Source organism: Chryseobacterium metallicongregator, assembly GCF_031324065.1.
GTDB classification, from domain to species: Bacteria; Bacteroidota; Bacteroidia; order Flavobacteriales; family Weeksellaceae; genus Chryseobacterium; species Chryseobacterium metallicongregator.
This window is the reverse complement of the sequence record NZ_JAVIXS010000008.1, coordinates 57,949-78,434: the sequence shown is the minus strand read 5'-3', so window position 1 is coordinate 78,434 and position 20,486 is coordinate 57,949. Positions and strand designations below refer to the sequence as shown.

Annotated in this window: 21 protein-coding genes and 1 pseudogene; 3 read left to right on the top strand and 19 right to left on the bottom strand. The window is 36.6% G+C overall.

From position 1 onward, the window contains the following. Positions 1-75 precede the first annotated feature (75 nt). The 19 genes and pseudogenes from paaZ to REB14_RS12035 all read right to left on the bottom strand — a co-directional run bounded on the left by paaZ (position 76) and on the right by REB14_RS12035 (position 16,479). Entirely contained in the window at positions 76-2,571 is a 2,496-nt protein-coding gene (gene paaZ, locus REB14_RS12125) for a phenylacetic acid degradation bifunctional protein PaaZ (RefSeq protein ID WP_309522312.1), read from the bottom strand. Between the two features lie 47 nt (positions 2,572-2,618). Continuing rightward, positions 2,619-3,446, bottom strand: a complete 828-nt coding sequence (locus REB14_RS12120) for an alpha/beta hydrolase (protein WP_309522311.1) — start codon at positions 3,444-3,446, stop codon at positions 2,619-2,621. 18 nt (positions 3,447-3,464) lie between these two features. Beyond that, positions 3,465-4,058: an acyltransferase gene (locus REB14_RS12115; protein WP_047429267.1), complete on the bottom strand. Its 594-nt coding sequence runs from the start codon at positions 4,056-4,058 to the stop codon at positions 3,465-3,467. A gap of 95 nt (positions 4,059-4,153) precedes the next feature. Then, positions 4,154-5,359, bottom strand: coding sequence for a 3-oxoadipyl-CoA thiolase (gene pcaF / locus REB14_RS12110; RefSeq protein ID WP_309522310.1), 1,206 nt, complete (start codon positions 5,357-5,359; stop codon positions 4,154-4,156). An 89-nt stretch (positions 5,360-5,448) separates the two neighbouring features. Further along, a complete protein-coding gene (locus REB14_RS12105) occupies positions 5,449-5,862 on the bottom strand; it encodes a PaaI family thioesterase (RefSeq protein WP_034695815.1) in 414 nt (137 codons plus the stop codon). Between the two features lie 9 nt (positions 5,863-5,871). Beyond that, on the bottom strand, positions 5,872-6,180 hold the full coding sequence (locus REB14_RS12100) for a hypothetical protein (protein ID WP_309522309.1): 309 nt from the start codon (positions 6,178-6,180) through the stop codon (positions 5,872-5,874). A gap of 15 nt (positions 6,181-6,195) precedes the next feature. After that, positions 6,196-6,663 (bottom strand): hypothetical protein, encoded by a 468-nt coding sequence (locus REB14_RS12095; RefSeq protein WP_280214215.1) that lies wholly within the window; start codon positions 6,661-6,663, stop codon positions 6,196-6,198. Between the two features lies 1 nt (position 6,664). After that, a complete protein-coding gene (locus tag REB14_RS12090) occupies positions 6,665-7,795 on the bottom strand; it encodes a 3-hydroxyacyl-CoA dehydrogenase NAD-binding domain-containing protein (protein ID WP_309522308.1) in 1,131 nt (376 codons plus the stop codon). Between the two features lie 40 nt (positions 7,796-7,835). Further along, positions 7,836-8,185, bottom strand: a pseudogene (locus REB14_RS12085) (four helix bundle protein). Positions 8,186-8,220: 35 nt separating this feature from the next. After that, positions 8,221-9,021, bottom strand: a complete 801-nt coding sequence (locus REB14_RS12080; RefSeq protein ID WP_079240349.1) for an enoyl-CoA hydratase/isomerase family protein — start codon at positions 9,019-9,021, stop codon at positions 8,221-8,223. Between the two features lie 142 nt (positions 9,022-9,163). Further along, the gene (gene paaD / locus REB14_RS12075; RefSeq protein ID WP_309522307.1) at positions 9,164-9,628 is read right to left on the bottom strand and encodes a 1,2-phenylacetyl-CoA epoxidase subunit PaaD; all 465 of its coding nucleotides are present in this window, start codon (positions 9,626-9,628) and stop codon (positions 9,164-9,166) included. 3 nt (positions 9,629-9,631) lie between these two features. Then, entirely contained in the window at positions 9,632-10,441 is an 810-nt protein-coding gene (locus REB14_RS12070) for an alpha/beta hydrolase (protein ID WP_309522306.1), read from the bottom strand. A 6-nt stretch (positions 10,442-10,447) separates the two neighbouring features. Further along, positions 10,448-11,197, bottom strand: a complete 750-nt coding sequence (gene paaC / locus REB14_RS12065; protein WP_079240346.1) for a 1,2-phenylacetyl-CoA epoxidase subunit PaaC — start codon at positions 11,195-11,197, stop codon at positions 10,448-10,450. 69 nt (positions 11,198-11,266) lie between these two features. Beyond that, the gene (gene paaB / locus REB14_RS12060; protein WP_309522305.1) at positions 11,267-11,548 is read right to left on the bottom strand and encodes a 1,2-phenylacetyl-CoA epoxidase subunit PaaB; all 282 of its coding nucleotides are present in this window, start codon (positions 11,546-11,548) and stop codon (positions 11,267-11,269) included. 17 nt (positions 11,549-11,565) lie between these two features. Further along, the gene (locus REB14_RS12055) at positions 11,566-12,168 is read right to left on the bottom strand and encodes a hypothetical protein (RefSeq protein ID WP_309522304.1); all 603 of its coding nucleotides are present in this window, start codon (positions 12,166-12,168) and stop codon (positions 11,566-11,568) included. A 6-nt stretch (positions 12,169-12,174) separates the two neighbouring features. Beyond that, complete coding sequence (gene paaA, locus REB14_RS12050) at positions 12,175-13,113, bottom strand: 1,2-phenylacetyl-CoA epoxidase subunit PaaA (RefSeq protein WP_309522303.1); 939 nt, start codon at positions 13,111-13,113, stop codon at positions 12,175-12,177. Between the two features lie 107 nt (positions 13,114-13,220). Further along, positions 13,221-14,306 carry a 2Fe-2S iron-sulfur cluster-binding protein gene (locus REB14_RS12045; protein WP_034695792.1) on the bottom strand — a complete coding sequence of 362 codons (1,086 nt, stop codon included), beginning with the start codon at positions 14,304-14,306 and terminating at the stop codon, positions 13,221-13,223. Then, on the bottom strand, positions 14,306-15,622 hold the full coding sequence (locus tag REB14_RS12040) for a phenylacetate--CoA ligase family protein (protein WP_309522302.1): 1,317 nt from the start codon (positions 15,620-15,622) through the stop codon (positions 14,306-14,308). Before REB14_RS12040 ends, REB14_RS12045 begins: the two co-directional genes overlap by 1 nt. Before the next feature lie 278 nt (positions 15,623-15,900). Next, positions 15,901-16,479, bottom strand: a complete 579-nt coding sequence (locus REB14_RS12035; protein ID WP_079240343.1) for a TetR/AcrR family transcriptional regulator — start codon at positions 16,477-16,479, stop codon at positions 15,901-15,903. A 372-nt stretch (positions 16,480-16,851) separates the two neighbouring features. Here REB14_RS12035 and clpB point away from each other — a divergent pair, with 372 nt between their 5' ends. The 3 genes from clpB (at position 16,852) to REB14_RS12020 (ending at position 20,475) form a co-directional block, all read left to right on the top strand. After that, a complete protein-coding gene (clpB, locus tag REB14_RS12030; RefSeq protein ID WP_309522301.1) occupies positions 16,852-19,446 on the top strand; it encodes an ATP-dependent chaperone ClpB in 2,595 nt (864 codons plus the stop codon). A 138-nt stretch (positions 19,447-19,584) separates the two neighbouring features. Next, positions 19,585-19,737, top strand: a complete 153-nt coding sequence (locus tag REB14_RS12025) for a hypothetical protein (protein ID WP_309522300.1) — start codon at positions 19,585-19,587, stop codon at positions 19,735-19,737. A gap of 201 nt (positions 19,738-19,938) precedes the next feature. Continuing rightward, entirely contained in the window at positions 19,939-20,475 is a 537-nt protein-coding gene (locus REB14_RS12020; protein ID WP_309522299.1) for a hypothetical protein, read from the top strand. The last annotated feature ends 11 nt before the right edge of the window (positions 20,476-20,486 follow it).

Sequence of the window (20,486 nt, the reverse complement as noted above, 5' to 3'; positions counted from 1 at the left end):
ACCTTGACATGAAGTATTAAAAAGTCCCTTTCAGTTTATACTGAAAGGGACTATAAATTTATATTTTATTTTGAATTAAATCAATCCAAACTGTTGGAAGTGGTGCGTAAAATGCTTTTTATGCATCAGTTCCCACATTTCTTTATTCAGTTTTCCGAAAACGTAATTCATGTGTTCTGCCTGTGGATTTTCTTTGTAATAGATTACAAATTTCTTCAGGTTATCCATGAATGACAGTTTTGCCGCTTCCAGATTTTTGTGTGTTAGCTCAGGAAGTGAGCCATCCTGTGGAAGGAATGGAGCTGTAAATTCTTTTGGCATTGCTCTGTGGTTATAAAGAGAATCCTGCCATTTTTCAAGATTTTCTTCCGGAGTAAAGCATTTTTCGGCTTCTGGTTCTCCAAAACTCACCAATACCGCCTGCTCAAGATGTTCCAACATCTGCTGTGGAGACATTTTTCCCCAAAGAGAAGGTGTAGTTTCTGTTAGTCCATTCAGTATTTTCTGAACGTTTTTCACATTCAGATCGATGAAAGGAGATTGTTTTGCTACCAATGTTAAAATTGTTGCCACGCAAACGACCTCATCTCTTTGATTAACAACTTCAACCAGCCATTTTACAACACCGGAAGGAATATTTCTTCCTTTTACTCCTCTGTTGATTTTTTCTTTTGCTGTTAAATAAACAGTAATGGTATCTCCGGCATATACAGGTTTGAAGAAACTACATTCTTCCAATCCATAGTTAGCAATAACAGGTCCTTTTTTACCTGAAACGAATAATCCTGCTGCTGCTGAAAGGATAAAATATCCGTGAGCAACAGTTTTATCAAAGATGGTACCTGTTAAACTTGTAGCATCTGTATGCGCATAGAAATGATCCCATGAAACATTGGAGAAATTTACAATATCTGCATCCGTAACTGTTCTTCCCGCTGTTTCTAAAGAGTCACCTACTTCTACTTCCTCAAAATATTTCTGGAAAGGATGTTTATCTGAGTATTTTTTCTCTGCTCCCTGCTGGTAAATCTTAGTAATTGCTTTCAACACATCCGGTGATCCCTGGATTGCTGTTTTCTGTAGGAAGAAATGAAGACCGCTCAGTCCGCCCATTTCCTCTCCGCCACCTGCTCTACCAGGACCTCCGTGCATCAATGTAGGAAGTGGGGAACCATGACCTGTGCTTTCTTTCGCGTTATCTCTGTTCAATACAAAGATTCTTCCGTGCTGGGAAGCCATTTTCCAGGAAGTTTCTGCAATAAAGTTCTCGTCATGAGAAACAATAGATCCTACCAAACTTCCTTTTCCTCTTTTTGCCAATGCAGCTGCTTCTTCAGCATCTTTATATGGCATTAATGTAGATACCGGCCCGAAAGCTTCTACATCGTGAGAGATATTTTTTTCGAAAGGCTTATCGTTCAGGAATAATTTCGGACTCATAAATGCTCCATTTTCATAGTTAGCATCTACCAGTTCGTGTTTTCCATCATAAACAAGTTCTGTTTCTGATTTTAAAATATTTACTTTTCTCAGAACTTCTTCATACTGCTGTCTTCCTACTAAAGATCCCATTTTGGTTTCTCTGCTTAATGGGTTTCCGATTTTTGTTTGATCCAACGCTTTAGACAAAGCATTCTGAACGTCACCAATTAAGTGCTCAGGAACAATGATTCTTCTTATTGCAGTACACTTCTGTCCTGCTTTTGTCGTCATTTCGTTACGAACTTCTTTGATGAATAGATCGAATTCAGGTGTTCCCGGTTTTGCTTCCAATCCAAGAATTGAACAGTTCAGGGAATCTGCTTCCATATTGAAACGCACGGCATTTCCTGCAATAGATGGAAGTGATTTTAATTTTCTTCCTGTATTGGCTGAACCTGTGAACAATACAGAATCTCCATCCTGTACATAATCCAAGATATTTCCCGGTTCTCCGCACACTAACTGCACAGCTCCTTCAGGCAATACTCCACTTTCAATCATATCCTGAAATACCGCATTGGTAAGGTAAGATCCAAAAGGAGATGGTTTTACAATAGAAGGGACACCTGCTAATAACGAGGTAGAAAGTTTTTCCAACATTCCCCAAACTGGAAAGTTATAAGCGTTAATCTGTACAGAAACTCCTTCACTAGGTGTTAAAATATGAGTTCCTAAGAAAGTTCCGTTAGCAGAAATCTTCTGAGTGTCTCCATCTACCCAAAATGAAGTATTCGGAAGCATTCTTTTTGCCAATCCCGAATAAGTAAAGAAAGTTCCGAAACCTCCTTCAATATCCACCCAAGAATCAACGTGTGTAGCTCCTGTTTTGTATGATAAATCGTAATATTTTTTCTTTCTTTCTAACAGATAAAGAGCTACTTTTTTCAGCATTTCCCCACGGTCGTAGAAAGTCATTGAAGAAAGGTTTTTATATCCTACGGTTCTTCCGTAGTCAAGAGCCTGTTCAAAATTAAGTCCTTCTGTATCGGAAACAGCTACCTGCTCTCCTGTAACGGCATTGTACAAGGGAACTCCGCTTCCGGTACCTTCTACCCATTGTCCGTAGATATAGTTTTTTAACTTTTCCATATAGTTTTTTACTTTTTGCTTAGATAAGTTTATTCTTTCAGTTAAAATTATTTCGGTTCCTGATAGGGAAACATTTTCACCAATCCTTCATATAAACTTCTGTGAAGAATGGTTGCGTGATTGTCTGTTTCCATCATTTTATATTCCAATGTCCAGTTTTTCTTTCCTGCTTTTTTCAAAACATCATAGAAAGCTTCTGCGTCTTTTACCATCACGGGATGTTCTCCTTTCCCTACGGAAACATAAACGAATTTTTTAGTATCCGGAGATTTTGAAAGTAATGCTCCTGCCTGCTTTAGAAGGCTTTCATCATCCCACCACAAACTTGGGCTGATGATAAAGTAGTTGTTAAACATTTCCGGTTTTCTCAAAAGGATTTCTGTGGCCAAAAGCCCTCCTAAAGATTGACCGAAAAGGTATTTGTCTGTGGTTTTGAACTGACTTTCCACATAAGGTTTTAATTCTTTTTCAACAAATGCAATAAACTTATCTGAATGTCCTGTTGTAGGATAGTCTTTCTGTAAGTCTTTTAAATCCGTGTGAAAAGTAAAATCTCTTTTTCTATCTACATTAGCAACTCCCACCACAATAGTTTCCGGCATGGAATACATCTGATTAAAGAATTGTACTAATCCTGTAACGTGAATAAAATCTTCGTTCATACTTCCATCCAATAAATAGATCACCGGGTATGATTTTGTTTTATCATATCCTTGTGGAAGATAAATATTCAGCGTTCTGTCTTCATTTAATGTTTTGGACTTAATGATCCTCACTTCTCCTATTGTAAGCGGTTTGGTATCAACAGTCTGTGCTGATAACGTACACCCCACCGCAAACATTATGCTGCATGCAAGCGCAATTTTTTTAATCATATTTAATTGTAATGGTTATTATTTTATATCATCCCAGATGCTGTAATCCACAATTTTAGTTGGAATCTGCTGAACATATTCTGTAAACGGTTCACAAGGCAGAATAGCTTCTTTTCCTTCTCTTGCCAGCTCCTGATATAGTTTTGTTCCTTCTGTTTTCCAGTGAATCATTTCGTCGGAAACATCACGGATAATTTTTGCTGGGCTTCCTACCACCAGTTTTCTTGGTTCACATCTGAAATTGGCTGGTACAAAAGCTAATGCCCCGACAATACTTTCATCACCGATATAAGCTTTGTCCATTACCACAGAATTCATTCCGATCAGACAGTTTTTTCCAATGTGTCCTGAGTGAATGATCGCTCCATGTCCGATGTGCGCAGATTCTTCCAGAATAGTTTCTATATTTGGGAAAACGTGAAGGGTACAGTTTTCCTGTACATTGGCTCCATCTTTAATGATAATTTTCCCCCAGTCGCCGCGGATTACCGCATTGGGACCGATATATACTTCCTCCCCTATTTCTACATTCCCGATAATGACTGCCTGCGGATGAATGTAGGCAGAAGGTTTTATAATGGGACGAATCCCATGGTATGAGTAGATGTTCATAATTTTAATTTGAAAATCTGAGAATGAGTTAATTTGAAAATTAATAATGTCCTCAAACATTTTCAAATTCTCAAATTAGCACATTTTCAAATTAATTATACTTTTTCGATAACCATTGCATATCCCTGTCCGACACCGATACAAAGGGTACACAATGCATATTTTTTATCCTGCTTCTGAAGTTCCATTGCTGCAGAACCTACGATTCTTGCTCCGGAAACTCCCAGTGGGTGGCCAATGGCAATAGCACCTCCGTTCGGATTTATTCTTGAGTCATCATCTTTTAATCCTAAACTTCTTGTCACAGCAAGTGCCTGTGCTGCAAATGCTTCGTTTAATTCGATGATATCCATATCTTGCAGAGAAAGGTTTAATCTTTTCAATAGTTTTTGGGTAGCTTCTACAGGTCCGATTCCCATGATTCTTGGCTCAACACCTGCTACGGAAGATCCCAGAATTTTTGCTTTTGGTTTCAACCCATATTTTTTCACCGCTTCTTCGCTTGCTAAAATCAAAGCAGCTGCTCCGTCATTCATTCCTGAAGCATTTCCGGCAGTTACCGTTCCTTCTTTTCTGAAAGCCGGACGAAGTTTTGCAAGACCTTCCATAGAAGAAGTTGGTTTAATGAATTCATCTTTTTCAAAAACGACAGGTTCTCCTTTTCTCTGAGGAATTTCAACTTTTACAATTTCTTCTGCCAGTCTTCCGCTTTCCTGTGCTTTTGTAGCTTTCTGCTGAGACCAAAGGGCAAATTTATCCTGATCTTCTCTGTTGATCTGGTGGATATCTGCTAAGTTTTCAGCAGTTTCACCCATTCCGTCAACCCCATATAATTCTTTCATCTTAGGGTTGATGAAACGCCATCCGAAAGTAGTATCAAACATCTGACTGTCTCTTCCGAAAGCAGCACCAGGTTTTGACATCACATATGGAGAACGTGTCATATGTTCTACTCCTCCAGCGATATAAATTTCTCCTTCTCCGGCAGCAATAGAACGAAATGCATTTGCTACAGCAGACATTCCTGATGCACATAGCCTGTTTACCGTCTCACCTCCAATTTTATAAGGAAGACCAGCCAACAAAAGTCCCATTCTTGCTACGTTTCTGTTATCTTCTCCCGCCTGATTGGCACATCCGAAAATAACGTCTTCAATTTCCTCTACAGGAACTTCAGGATTTCTTGCTACTACTTCTTTAATAACAATAGCAGCCAAGTCATCGGCTCTTACTTCTGATAATCCTCCCTGCAGTTTCGAGATGGGAGTTCTGACATAGTCTATGATGTATACGTTGTTCATTTTTATTTGCTTTAGGCTATAAGCTATATGCAGTAGGCTCTATCAGCTTCAAAAAAGCTTAATGCCTATTGCTTCAAGCTTACTGCTTATTATAATTCTGTTACTTTTTTTCCGATTTTGTAAACTGTTCCTACAAATTTTGCAATCAGTTCTTTATTTTGATTGGTAATCTGAATGTCATAAACAGCTGTTTTCCTCGTATCATTGACCAAAACACTTTCTGCTCTGAAAACATCACCTTCCTTTCCTGCTTTGGTAAAATTGATGATACAGTTCAATGCTACAGCTGCATCTCCGGTATTATTAGAGGAAAATGCCAGCGCAGAGTCTGCAAACGCAAAGGTAACTCCGCCATGAACTGTTTTAAGCCCGTTCAGCATGTCCTTCTTAATTGGCATTTCTATTAAACAGTAATTTTCTTTTACTTCAATCATCTTAATATTCATCCACTGGGAAAAATAATCCTGATTGAACATATAATCTGCTACTTGTCTTGGATTCATTTCTGTTAATTATATGTTTATTATTTCTTCATACAGCTCATCGGATAATCTGTCGTAAACACTCATGGTTTTCCCAAGAATAATCTGCCCGTATGAAAGGTTTTCTGAGTCTGATGAATTTTCAGAGGGATAGGATTCGTTTAAATCAATTCCATTTTCGCTGGCTAATCTTTTGATCAGTTCTTTATATTTTTCATTAAACTTTCCTAATAGCTCAAGTCTTTCCTGCTCATTAACGGAGGAGGCTTCCTGAGTTAAATACTGTTTCTCAATTAAAAGTCTGGTTTCCAGCTCTGCCCTGAATTCATCTATATTCATGATAATGACTTAATTTTACTTATTAATAATCCTATTCAAATCTTTAATTCCATTTTCATAAGATTTTTTGAAATAAAATTTAATTAAGAAATAGATTATTGTATAAAATATAGCAATTGGTAATAATAATGCTAATGCTATTGCTCCACTTTGAAAACAATTAATAATTATCGCAAAAACTGGAAGAATACCCCACACACATAATATTATTCTAAAAGTTTTATGAAATTTTGAATTCAACTTTATTATTGTCTCATATTCCTTTTGGACCAATTGACCTTCAAAAACACAAAAAGCTCCCAATGGTACTTCAGCACTTATTACTTTAAAAAAATTTTTATCTGTATATCCTCTTAAGAATTTATTAGTGCGTTTCATCGTTAGAGAATAACTTTTATCACTATTGCCATTTATATTAGATAAAATCTTTTCAACAGAGTTTAAAGATTTTATTTCATCATATCTTTTAGGAAAATATCTCATATTACATTTTCCTTAGCAAAGGGCTTTGTCTGTATCTTTCTTCCTGATATTCTTCATAAAGATTCTGAAGGGTTTCGGAGATTTTTGCATATCCGATTTCTTTCCCCCAGCTTAATAATCCTTTTGGATAGTTAACGCCTTTCTGCATGGCCAGCTCGATATCTTCGTCATTGGCTACTCCTAATCTTTTCGCTTCAACAGCCTCATTGATCAACATGGAAATGATTCTTAAAAAGATCTGCTGGTATAAAGCATCGTCTTTCTGAGGAATAGGTTTTTCTGCTCCTTCGCTGTAATCGTAGAAACCTTTTCCTGTTTTTCTGCCGTGAAGTTTGGCTTCAGACATTCTTTGCTGTAATAAAGACGGCTTGTATTTGGGATCGTAGAAATAATCTTTGTAAACAGTAGTTGTTACTGCAAAGTTGACATCCACTCCAATAAGGTCCATCAATTCGAAAGGTCCCATTTTGAAGTTCCCCAATGTTTTCATAGCATCATCTACCTGTTCAGGTGTGGCGATGTTTTCTTCAACAATTCTCAAGCCTTCTCCATAATAAGGTCTGGCGATTCTGTTGACGATGAATCCTGGAATATCTTTGGCAATAACAGGAGTCTTTCCCCATTCTTTCATGAGGTTGTAGATTTTTTCTGCTAATGTTTTTTCAGTTAATAAGGATGGAATAACTTCCACTAAAGGCATCAATGGAGCCGGATTGAAAAAGTGAATTCCGATGAAACGCTCCGGTTTCTTTAGTTCTGCACCAAGAGAGGTGATAGAGATAGATGAGGTATTGGAACTGAGAACACAACTTTCAGAAACATAGTTTTCAAGTTCTGTAAACACTTTGGTTTTGATCTCTTTGTTTTCGATAATGGCTTCTATAATCAGCTCACAATCTTTGAAATCTTTCAATTCCGTAGCAATGGAAATATTAGCTAAAATTTCAGTCATTTTCTCTGCCGAAATTTTTTGTTTATCAACCAATTTGGTCAAGGTTTTTTCCAAACCTACCGTTGCCGTTTCTACTTGTTTTGCGTTGGCGTCGTACACCCATACTTTGCATCCGTTCGTTGCGGCTACTTGTGCAATGCCGATTCCCATGGTTCCGGCACCGATAATTCCTACATTCATATTTTAAATTTGAAAATTTGAAAATGAGTTAATTTGAAAATTATTTTAATTTTGAGCTTGAAATAATTTTAGACAGAATTAATAGGATTTCTTTTAAATCAGATATTAACCTCTCGTTCGGAGATTTCAAATATGGAGACTTTAAGCACAGCAAAAGCCAATATTCTATCTCATCAGCTTCTTTAGCTGCAATTTTCAATTTATGAATACTGCCTTACTTTCTGCATTTTGAGCCTCTCTAACATTGGCTCCAATCGAAGTTCCTGATTTAAAAATTTGATTTGCCAAAGGAAATTTTTTATCCTCATATAAATCTTCTGAAAATTCAATAATATTGAGTGCAAAATCAAAAGTCTTATTTACAATAATATTTTCTTTGCCATTTCTCATTTTCAAATTCTCAAATTAACTCATTTTCAAATTAATTATCTTCCTTTATAATTAGGTTTTCTTTTCTGTAAAAAGGCATTTACTCCTTCAATGAAGTCTTCTGTGCCTGCTGCTTCCTGCTGAAGATCTCCTTCCAGTTCAAGCTGCTCTTTCAATGTGTTGGTATAAGAATTGGCAAACGCTTTTTTTGTAAGCTTAATGGCGGCTGTTGGCATGTTCGCCATTCTTTCAAGAATTTCCATAGATTTTGGAACGAATTCTTCTTCAGTGAACACTTCTGCTACAAGACCATGCGCTTTAGACTCTTCTGCAGATAATTTTTTACCTGTAAATGCTAAATAATTGGCTAATTGTCTACCTAAAAGTTTCGGTAAGAAGTAAGTTCCTCCTGTATCAGGAATCAACCCGATATTTGAAAATGCCTGAGCAAAATATGCTTTCTCATTCGCTAAAACGAAGTCAGAGATTAAAGCCAACATTGCTCCAGCTCCTACTGCAGGACCGTTTACTAAAGCAATAACCGGTTTTTTGCAACGGGTAACTTCCATTACTAATGGATTGTAATAGTCTACCACAATTTTTCTGATGATGTCATGATCATGGTGTTCTTTACCTACTACAAAAGCTTCATCCAGATTCTGACCTGAGCAGAATGCTCTTCCTCTTCCGGAAATGGCAACACATCTTACCGTTTCGTCTTCGCTGCACTCTTTAACAAAGTCTCTAAGATCTGATAAAGCCGGCTTAGTAAGGGCGTTCATCGTTTCCGGTTGATTAAGATATGCGATTTTCAGCTTTCCGTCAAAATGCGTTTCAATATCAAGTTGTGTATACATAGTTTTTATTAATTTATTATTTAACAACGCACTAATTTAACAATATAAATTAATGTAACCGTCTAATAATTTAACATTCTAACAATTCCTTCGTTATGCTTTGCATAGCCGTAAAATTTGTTGTAGATTGATGAATAACTCATCAATGGCATTTAAAATAATCAAATGGCTCCAGGCAGTCTAAACACTGATAAGATGCCTTACACAAAGTAGACCCAAATCTGCTGATCTGCTTGGTATGCTCGGAACCGCAACGCGGGCATTTTTTCGGTTTCCCGATGTGATGTTCGTCTGCTCCTTTTTCCGGAGGTGTAATCCCGTAAATACGGAGTTTTTCTCTCGCTTCATCAGTAATCCAGTCTGTTGTCCAGATGGGAAACATCTTCGTCACTACTTTCGCATCCCATCCGTTTTCTTTCATCATTTTGATAATGTCCTCCTCAATGGTAAACATAGCAGGACAGGCAGAATAAGTAGGTGTAATGATCACTTCGCAGGTATTTTCTCCTGTAACCTGTGCATCTCTTACAATTCCTAATTCCACAATATCAATGACCGGAATTTCCGGATCGGGAATTGTTTTTAATAAATCTAAAAGCTGATTCATACTTTATTTTTTATCAGAATCAAGAATGGCTTTCATTGCATTCTGATAATCCAAATTATCTGTTATTCCGTTGTGATACTGATCTTTTAATATAATCAGACGATCACCTTTTTTAAAGTTATTTTTAAGCTTTAAAGAGGCTTTATAGTTAATAACCTCATCTTTATCCCCATGAAAAATAACGACTGGCGATTGAACGGTTTTTAAATATTCACCAGTCTCAAAATTATATTTCAGTAAAAACTTCGGAAGGAATGAGAATTTCTGACTCATTTCATCTTCTATACTGTAATAAGGTGCCTGTAAAATCAATAATCCTGCCTTATGCATGGATGCTAAGTTTGCGGCTAATCCTGTACCTACAGAATATCCTAAAATAATAATTCTGTTTTCCGGATATCTTTTCAAAAGCTCTTTGTAAGCATTCTCAACATCCGAAAAGATCTGATTTTTACTATTAATTTTATCTTCACTTTTTCCGTAACCACGGTAATCAAGTATGAAAGTATCATAATTCATACTTCGATAGAACTGAGCTACTTCTCCCCAGCCTTTTATTGATCCTCCGTTTCCGTGAAGATAAAAGATGACTCCTTTTGGATTTTGAGCTTTGAATAAAACAGAACTCAAATGCTTTCCATCCTGCATTTTGATGGGTACTTCTTCAAAATTACCTTTAAATGTAAACTTGTAATTTTCCGGTAATTTTTCAGGATAAAAAATAATTTTCTCCTGATAGAAATAGATTCCAACACATAGTATCACATATGCTGCAAGAAAAAAAGCCAATATCCCAAGAAGCAACTTCTTCATAATTTATTACCACGTACATCCAGGATACGCTCTCTGCATATACTGAAGCTCACAAAGAATAAATCCGAAATATTCTGTATGATATCCTGTTCTTGATTTGGGCTGCATAAAAGCATTTTCAGGATATTCTAAACCAAAATCTGCAAAATCTTTCTTGGTAATTGCAAGGAATTCTTCGTAAAGCGCATCTGAATTGGGAGCAATATTTAAAGCAACAAGATCATCTTCACCTTCTGTTTTAGCAAAAAGACCTTTCGTGTATTCCCAGATATTTTCAATCGCTTTTACCAAACGTCCACGGCTTTCTTCTGTTCCCTGAGCAAAGATTTTCATCCATGATGCAGCGTGGGTATAGTGATATCTTACTTCTTTCAATGATTTTTGAGCAATGGCAGCCAATTCTTCATTAGAAGAATTTGATAAAGCCTCATACATCAGTTTCTGATACACAGACAATACATATACTTTCAGAATAGTCTGTGCATAATCTTCATTAGGAAGTTCTACCCAATGGGCGTTGACGTATTCGTGCTCGTATCTTAAAAATGCGATATCATCTTCATTTTTTCCGTTGTCTATCACTCTTGAAGCGTAAACGTAAAAGTTATTCGCCTGACCTAGTTCATCCAACGCAATATTAGTCAATGCAATATCTTCCTCTAAGTAAGGACCTTCACCGCACCACGCAGACAAACGCTGTCCCATAATGAAACTGTCGTCTGCTAGTTTTAATAAATAATTATATAATGGGTTCATTATTTTAGCTTTTGGCTTTTGGCATATAGCTTTTGGCAAATTGCAAGCAGCTAATAGCCATTAGCTATTTTACATATTTTTTACATCGTTTGGAATCTCATAGAACGTTGGATGACGGTATAGTTTATCATCAGCCGGATCAAAGAATGCTTCTTTATCAATCCCTTCTGAAGTCACAATATATTTACTTGGAACGACCCAAACAGAAGTTCCTTCTTTTCTTCTTGTATAAACGTCTCTTGCGTTCTGCAAAGCCATTTCTGCTGTTGGTGCCTGTACAATTCCAACGTGTTTGTGAGATAATCCCGGTTTAGTCTGAATAAACACTTCCCACATATCTAATTGACTCATTATCTATTTTTATTTTTTTAATTTAATTTGATATTGAAGCTATCTTCAACATATTTTAAAATTTTAATGAAGCTTTCATATTCATCAATTCCCGGATATTTATTTAAATAACTTTCAGGATTAGAATAATCAAATTCATTTTCTTTCTTATTTGATTTGTATTTTACTAAAAAGTCTTTTCCATCTAAAACACTTATTCTCCTTGACATTAAAACATAATCATTTTCATCTTTGTCAAAAACCACCTCATTTTTTGATTTCTTGTATTCAAAAAGCTCTTCTTTGGGAAGATATTCAATATCAAGTGCTTCAATGTTTAAAAACACCAACTCTAACGGTGTTTTTGATGTAAGCTTAGTAACTCTAGCTGGAATTATTTCAAACTCATCTTCACTTTTCCTTGCAGGAAGAAACCATTGTATCAACTCAGCTTTCCAATTCTTATCTTCTCCCTGATAAACTCTGAAAATCTGTCCTCCGTTTGAGATACCTCTTCCTTTATATATCCTTATTTCTTTTTCATTTTCCAATTTGAAAGAAATATTGGCCAGTTTATTAACGTCTTGCCCTTTCAATATCGAAACAATAAGGAAAAATAAAATTTGAAGTGAGTTTTTCATTACTTCTTAGTTTACCTTTTCACTCTGCTTTTCTGCAAAAGCCACCGCAGCCTCTTTTACCCACGAATTTTCTCTTTGCGCTTTTCTCTTCGTTTCGATACGCTTTTTGTTGCAAGGTCCGTTTCCTTTTAAGATTTCCATGAATTCATCCCAGGGAAGCTCTCCGAAATCGTAATGCTGTCTTTCCTCATTCCATTTCAGATCTTTATCCGGAATGGTTAATCCCAGGAATTCAGCCTGAGAAACAGTAACATCAATAAACCTCTGACGAAGACTGTCATTACTTTCTCTTTTCACTCTGTAGTTCATAGAGATTTTAGAGTTAGGTGAACTGTCATCATTAGGCCCGAACATCATCAGAGCTGGCCACCAGAAACGGTTTAATGAAGCCTGGGCCATTTCTTTCTGTTGTTTTGTACCACGGCACAATGCCATAAGAATTTCATACCCTTGTCTTTGGTGGAATGATTCTTCCTTACAGATTTTCACCATCGCTCTTGAATAAGGACCGTAGGAATTCCCCATCAGCATTACCTGATTCATAATGGCAGCACCGTCTACTAACCAACCGATGGCTCCGATATCAGCCCAGCTTAAGGTAGGATAGTTGAAAATACTTGAATATTTTGCTTTTCCTTCCAGCATATCATCATAAGTAGCATCTCTGTCTGCTCTGATGCTTCCGTCTCCTAACGTTTCAGTGGCAGAATAAAGATACAGGCCGTGACCAGCCTCATCCTGAACTTTCGCTAAAAGAGCCATTTTTCTTCTCAATGAAGGCGCTCTGGAAATCCAGTTGGCTTCCGGCAGCATTCCTACAATTTCAGAATGCGCGTGCTGTGAAATCTGACGAACCAATAGTTTTCTGTAATCATCCGGCATTACATCTTTTGGTTCTACTTTATTTTCTTCGTGAACGTATTGAACAAATTTTTCTAAGTCCATCTTTTTTGAATTTGAAAATTAAATAATTTGAGAATTTGAGAATTTGGAAATTTTAAATACGATAATGGCATTTTCAAATTATCACATTTTCTCATTTTCAAATTGTCTTAAACATCATAATTTAGCATCACCACATTGGTTGTAGGGTGACATTGGCAAGTAAGAACGAAGCCTCTGGCTACTTCTTCTTCGGTAAGTGCATAGTTTTTCTCCATGAAAACCTCTCCTTCCAGAACCTGCGCCTTACACGTACAGCAAACGCCTCCCTTACATGCGAAAGGAACCGGAAGCTGATCTTTCAATGCTTTATCTAAGATACTCTCTTTTTTAGAATTAAGGTGGAACGAATATTCATCATCATCAATGATTACCGTTACCATACTTTCAATATTGGCAATCGCCTTGAATTCATCACTCATTTCCTCCGTATTTTCTTCATCCGGAGCGGTGAAATATTCAAATAAAACCTGAATAGCAGGTACTTTTTTGTCTTTCTTCAGATAGTCTGCAATTCCCTTAATCATTTCCGAAGGTCCGCAAATGAAATAGGTAGCTTCTTTTACATCAATATCTGTATATCTTTCAAACAGCTGCTCTAATTTTTCTGACGAAATTCTTCCTTCAAAAACAGGATCTTCGTGCTTCTCACGGCTTACCAGGTAAATCACCTTAAGTCTTCCGTTGAAATGCTCTACAAGTTTATCAATCTCTGCCTTTCTTAAAACATGATTCATGCTTCTGTTACTGTAAAACAGATAAGCATTACTCTTAGGCTCCTGATAAAGACTTTCTTTAATATTGGATAATACAGGAGTAATTCCGCTTCCTGCCGCCAGACCAACGTAAGTTTTTACGTTTGTGGGGTGATAAGAAGTATTGAAGCCACCCATCGGAGGCATTACTTCCAGCACTTCATCCATGTGAAGGTGTTCATTGAAATACCCTGACACTTTTCCGCCTTCCAGCAACTTTACCAATACTTCCAGCGTATTTCCCTTTTCACTTGGAGCATTACAGATAGAGTAAGAACGTCTTTCTTCATTTCCGTTGATTGTCATTCGGAAATTCAGATACTGTCCCTGCTTGAACCTGAACTTATCTTTCAGTTCTTCAGGGATTTCTACCGCCACATTCACTGCTTCGGAAGTATCTTTCTGAACTTTAACTGTTTTAAGTTTATAAAATGAATTCATTATTTTTTAAGTATTCTATTAATTTTTCCACCTTCACACTTCGGCAGGCTGTCCTGAGCATGAACTTTTACTTTCGTAGTAATTCCTACTCTCTTTTTTATTTCGTTTTCTATGTTTTTCCCAAAGTTGCCGACAAAATTAAAATAATCATCGGTATTTGATTCTATTTTTTGAGATTTTACCAATTCATCATCTATTTCAACATCAATATCCAAAGCAATGCACATATGTTCTTTCTCTACAGGCGTAAGATAGTAGTTAGGAACCACTCCTTTTACATAAGAAAAAGCATCTTCAATCTGACTTGGATAAACATTGACTCCTCTTACGATCAGCATATCATCTGCTCTCCCGACGATGGGTTTCATTTTTACCATGGTTCTTTTGGCATTTGCATCGTAGTAAAGACTTGTGATATCGTTTGTCCAGTAACGTAAAAGCGGCATTGCTTTTTTGGTTAAAGTGGTTATCACCAATACTCCTTCTTCCCCAAAAGGAACCGGTTGTTTGGTAACCGGATCTAAAATCTCCGGATAAAAATGATCTTCCCAGATATAAACTCCGCCTTTCTCTTCGAAATCCTCCATAGAAACTCCCGGACCGATAATTTCACTTAACCCATAGATATTGGTTGCATGAACGCCTAATCTTTCTTCAATATGACCTCTGATAATCTCCGTCCATGGCTCTGAACCCAGCACTGCATATTGAAGACTGATCTCTTCTGCAGTAATTCCTCTTCTGGCAAATTCATCTGCAATCGTTAAAGCGTATGATGGCGAACAGCAGATTACTTCAGGTTTGAAATCCACAATCAAGTCTACCTGTCTTGCCGTCATTCCCCCAGAAATAGGAAGGACGCTCATTCCCAACATTTCGGCTCCGTAATGAAGGCCTAAACCTCCTGTAAAAATCCCGTAGCCATAGGCATTATGCAACTGCATTCCTGGTCTTGCGCCTGCCGCATGTAAAGATCTTGCCACCACTTCACTGAAAAGGTCAACATCTTCTTTAGTATACCCTACTACCGTTGGTTTTCCCGTAGTTCCGCTTGAACAGTGTATACGTTGAAGCTCACTTTTAGGAACAGCAAATAACCCGAACGGATAGTTATCTCTTAAATCCTGTTTGTAAGTAATAGGAAGTTTAGCGATATCTTCAATCGACCTTATATCCTGTGGAGATATTTGCAATTCATCAAATTTCTTTTTATAAAATTCCGACTTCTCTCCCAAATAGCTGATCAGGCTGATCAACCGGTCGGATTGAAGCTGTCTCAACTGACCCAGCTCCAGATATTCAACTGAAAAATCCATAAAACTAACTAACATTTGTTAGGTGTAAATTTAAAAAGATTTTGCTAGCTGGCAAAATTTTTATGACTTTTGTCATATTTTGAATGATTCTAAATAAGAAAGATAGTTAAAATTATGCCCAATGTCATTCTGAGCGGAACGAAGTGTAGAGAAGAATCTCATATTAAATACATGAATGAATCATTTCTCTATCTCGAAATAACAAACGTAGTATTAAAATTCGTGACTAAAAAGTATAATTATGAGATTCTTCCTTCGTCAGAATGACACAGGGGTGATTAATTTTTCTGGTTACCCAATAATCCAAAAAGAATTTTTTCTCTGATCTCATCGGTAATTTCATCTGTAGAATCACTGCTTCTCTTGAACCAGAAATAAGAATTATTTAAAGTATGAAGGATAAATCTTGTGGTAAATGATGGTGATTTCAGCTCCCATTTTTCAGCTTTGTAGATCTCGGAAATCAGTTCTTCTACTTCCTGCTGATAGTTTTTTCTCAATTCTACAAATTCGGGAAGTCTTTCTTCAAGATGTTTCCACTCATTGGAATAAATATGGGTAACATCACGGTTTTTAAGAACAACAGAAAGATGCTTATCCAGTAATAGATTCAGCTTTTCCTTTGGAGCAATATCTGTATTTTTTACTTCCTGAAGCTCATCGAAAAACTCCTGAGCAATGCCAAAACAAATCCATTCCAGAATTTCTTCCTTTGAACGGATGTGTGCATATAGCGATGCTGCCTTGATATTGAGTTTGGTAGCCAGGTCTCTTACTGAGCTTCCCATATACCCTTTCTCTTTGAAAAGTTCTACGGCTACGTCTAATATTTTTCTCTGTTTTTCTTTTAATTCCATCTGGTAAAATGCAAAAGTAATTATTCTGAATTAAACTGTTCATTTTTTGAGCATAAAAAGAAAAAAGACCCATCATCTTCAGTCTCAATCTTTAGCTATTTTACCTTGCTATGACTTTTTGTTCATGGATTTCCAAGAAATAATTACGAAATCGGAAATTTTGTCAAGTTAAATTTCCGTTAAAAATACAATATCCGGAAAATTTGTCCTATTTTTTTGTAAATTTAATAATTGAACAGTTTTTGCGATACAGTCATCGAATAAATGATTAAATAATTGATGGCATTAAGAAACTAAGCCTCAGAATTTGGTTTCTTGATGTTTTTTAAAAACTAAACGTTAAACAAACCATTACCAAAAATATATAAAAATATGAACTTAAACCAATATACTGTAAAATCACAGGAAGCCATCCAGGCAGCACAACAGGTTGCTATGGAACTGGGCAATCAAAGTATCGAACCTCAACATCTTCTTGAAGGAATCTTCCAGGTAGATGAAAACATATCGCCTTTCTTATTAAAAAAATCTGAAGCAGATGCTAATTTAGTAAGAGAGCGCAACCGCGAAAATTTAGAAAAGCTTCCTAAAGTACAGGGAGGAAACATTTATCTTTCACAATCTGCTAATAAAGTATTGCTGGATGCACCCAACATCGCTAAGAAAATGGGTGACGAATATGTAACGATTGAGCATTTATGGTTATCCCTTTTGGAAACAACTTCTGAAGTATCCAAAATGCTGAAAGATATGGGTGTTACCAAAAATCTTTTGGAAGGCGCAATCAAAGAATTAAGAAAAGGAAGCAAAGCAACTTCTGCCAGCTCAGAGGAAACGTATCAGTCTTTAAATAAATATGCTAAAAATTTCAACGAGTTAGCAGCAGAGGGAAAACTGGATCCGGTAATCGGGCGTGATGAAGAAATCAGAAGGGTTTTACAGATCCTTTCCAGAAGAACTAAAAACAACCCAATCCTTATTGGAGAACCGGGTGTAGGTAAAACTGCAATTGCCGAGGGAATTGCCCACAGAATTATCAGTGGTGACGTTCCTGAAAACCTGATGGATAAAACTTTATTCTCATTGGATATGGGAGCTTTGATCGCCGGAGCAAAATATAAAGGTGAATTTGAAGAGCGTTTAAAATCCGTTGTAAATGAAGTAATCAAGTCTGATGGGCAGATTATTCTTTTCATTGATGAGATCCACACTTTGGTTGGAGCCGGAGGTGGTGAAGGAGCAATGGACGCAGCCAATATCTTAAAGCCTGCCTTGGCAAGAGGAGAATTAAGAGCCATTGGCGCCACTACTTTGAATGAATACCAAAAGTATTTTGAAAAAGACAAAGCGTTGGAAAGACGTTTCCAGAAAGTAATGGTGGAAGAACCGGATACTGAATCTGCAATTTCTATCCTTCGTGGTATTAAAGATAAATATGAAGCCCACCACAAAGTAAGAATTAAAGATGAAGCAATTATTGCTGCGGTGGAAATGTCTCAAAGATATATTTCAGATCGTTTCTTACCGGATAAAGCGATTGACCTTATTGATGAAGCTTCTGCAAAACTGAGAATGGAAATCAATTCAAAGCCGGAAGAACTGGACGTTCTGGACAGAAAATTAATGCAGCTAGAAATTGAATTAGCAGCCATTTCAAGAGAAGGAAATCAGACTAAAATTGATCATCTGAAGGAAGATATTGCTAAAATTTCCGAACAGAGAAATGAGATCAATGCCAAATGGCTGAAAGAAAAACAGAAAAGTGAAGATCTTACCCAAATCAAAAAAGATATTGAATCTCTGAAACACGAAGCAGAAAGAGCTTCCAGAGCAGGAGATTATGCAAAAGTAGCAGAGATCCAATACGGGAAACTTCGTGAAAAAGAGGAAGAACTAGCCAAAGTAGAGCTGGAAATGCAGAATCATCAGAATGAGCTGATCAAAGAAGAAGTTACTGCAGAAAACATCTCTGAAGTAATTGGTAAATGGACAGGTATTCCCGTAACCAAATTACTGCAATCAGAAAGAGAAAAATTATTGAATCTTGAAACTGAGCTACACCACAGAGTTGTAGGACAGGATGAAGCGATTCAGGCGGTGGCAGATGCCATCAGAAGAAACAGAGCAGGATTGAGCGATGATAAAAAACCTATCGGTTCATTCTTATTCCTGGGAACAACCGGAGTAGGTAAAACTGAGCTGGCAAAAGCATTGGCAGAATTCTTATTCGATGATGAAAACAATATGACGAGAATTGATATGAGTGAGTATCAGGAACGTCACAGTGTTTCAAGATTGGTAGGAGCTCCTCCGGGATATGTAGGTTATGATGAAGGCGGACAATTGACTGAGGCAGTAAGAAGAAGACCTTATTCTGTAGTGCTTTTAGACGAGATTGAAAAAGCGCACCCTGATGTTTTCAACACATTGCTTCAGGTTCTGGATGATGGACGTCTGACGGATAATAAGGGACGAGTAGTGAATTTTAAAAATTCTATTATTATCATGACTTCGAATTTAGGTTCGCATCTGATTCAGGAGAATTTTGAAAACCTTACTGAGGAAAATCAGGATGAAGTTGTGGATAAAACAAAAGATGAAGTTTTTGATCTTTTAAAACAGACGCTTCGTCCGGAATTCCTGAACAGAATTGATGAGATTGTACTCTTCCAGCCTTTAAGAAAAAAAGAGATCGGAAAAATCGTTCAGTATCAATTAAGAGGATTCAATGAAATGTTATCTAAACGAAACATCATTATGACTTTCACTCAGGATGCGGTAGATTATCTGATGGATAAAGGATATGATCCTGCCTTCGGAGCAAGACCATTGAAAAGGGTAATCCAACAGGAAGTTTTAAACAAATTGTCTAAAGAAATTCTTGCGGGAAATGTGAATGACGGAGACAGAATTACGCTGGATTATTTTGTAGAAACAGGATTAGTTTTCCGACCTACTGAACAATAAAATAGTTTTTTTTCATATACATTATTTTTGTGAATAAGTGCTGTAGAATAATCTGCAGCACTTATTTTTTATTCAATTTATCCTTTTTAGGTGAAATATAATTATATTTACTATTCTAATAACTTAAACAAAATCAACATGAAAAAATTAAAAAGAAATCAATTAAAGAAAATTGAGGGTGGAATTGAACCATTCCCAATTGCGTGTGGCGAAGACTGGAGCTGCCCTCAAGGCCTCTGTTGTACTGTAGATTATACTTGCAGGGACTGGAGAAAGTATCCATGTATTTAAAAAAAGCGGGGAAAACATATTTCTCCGCTTTTTTATAGTGTGAATTCTCTTTTGAGTAAGATCTAAATCATTATAGTTTTCATGCAATCCGTAAAAACACGGTAAAAATAACAGTGTAATTCCCAATTCGCGAATACATTTTCTAGGATATTTTTTACGAGATTTGCATATTAATTGAGTTTTACCGTAAACCACTAAGCTATGAATACAGAATCAAACAATCCATTACAGCCTGGGACCATGTCAAAAACCCTTATCCAGGCTCTGATTGACAACTACCGTCAAAATCATCTAAATGTTATTAACACTGCTTTAGGAACACAAGATGCTCATTCCATCTGGTTCGATCTTCCGAAATTAAAAAATTTCATCGCTACAATTGAAGCTGAAGCTGCTAAAGTAAATCCAGATGTATCTACGGAAGATTTAGGTATAAGATTTTATTATGCTGCTTATCCAAAAGAAGAAAACTGGTCTATAATGGACTCTCACCCTGTTCCTACCGAATATGCAGGAAAGCATACATTAGTAATGATTCCGACCCTAAAAAAAGCTGATGAAACAGGAGAGTTTCATGATTACGATTTCAATCAATCTCCAGATACGGATGGCAAACCTTTAGCGTTAAATGCACGATCTGCCAAAGGCATTGGAGGAGAAGAAGATGATGATACAGGTCTTGGAGAAAACAATGGACAACTAACGCCTCCTAAGAACTCGTTTGGTGAATTATATTAATAATTAAATAA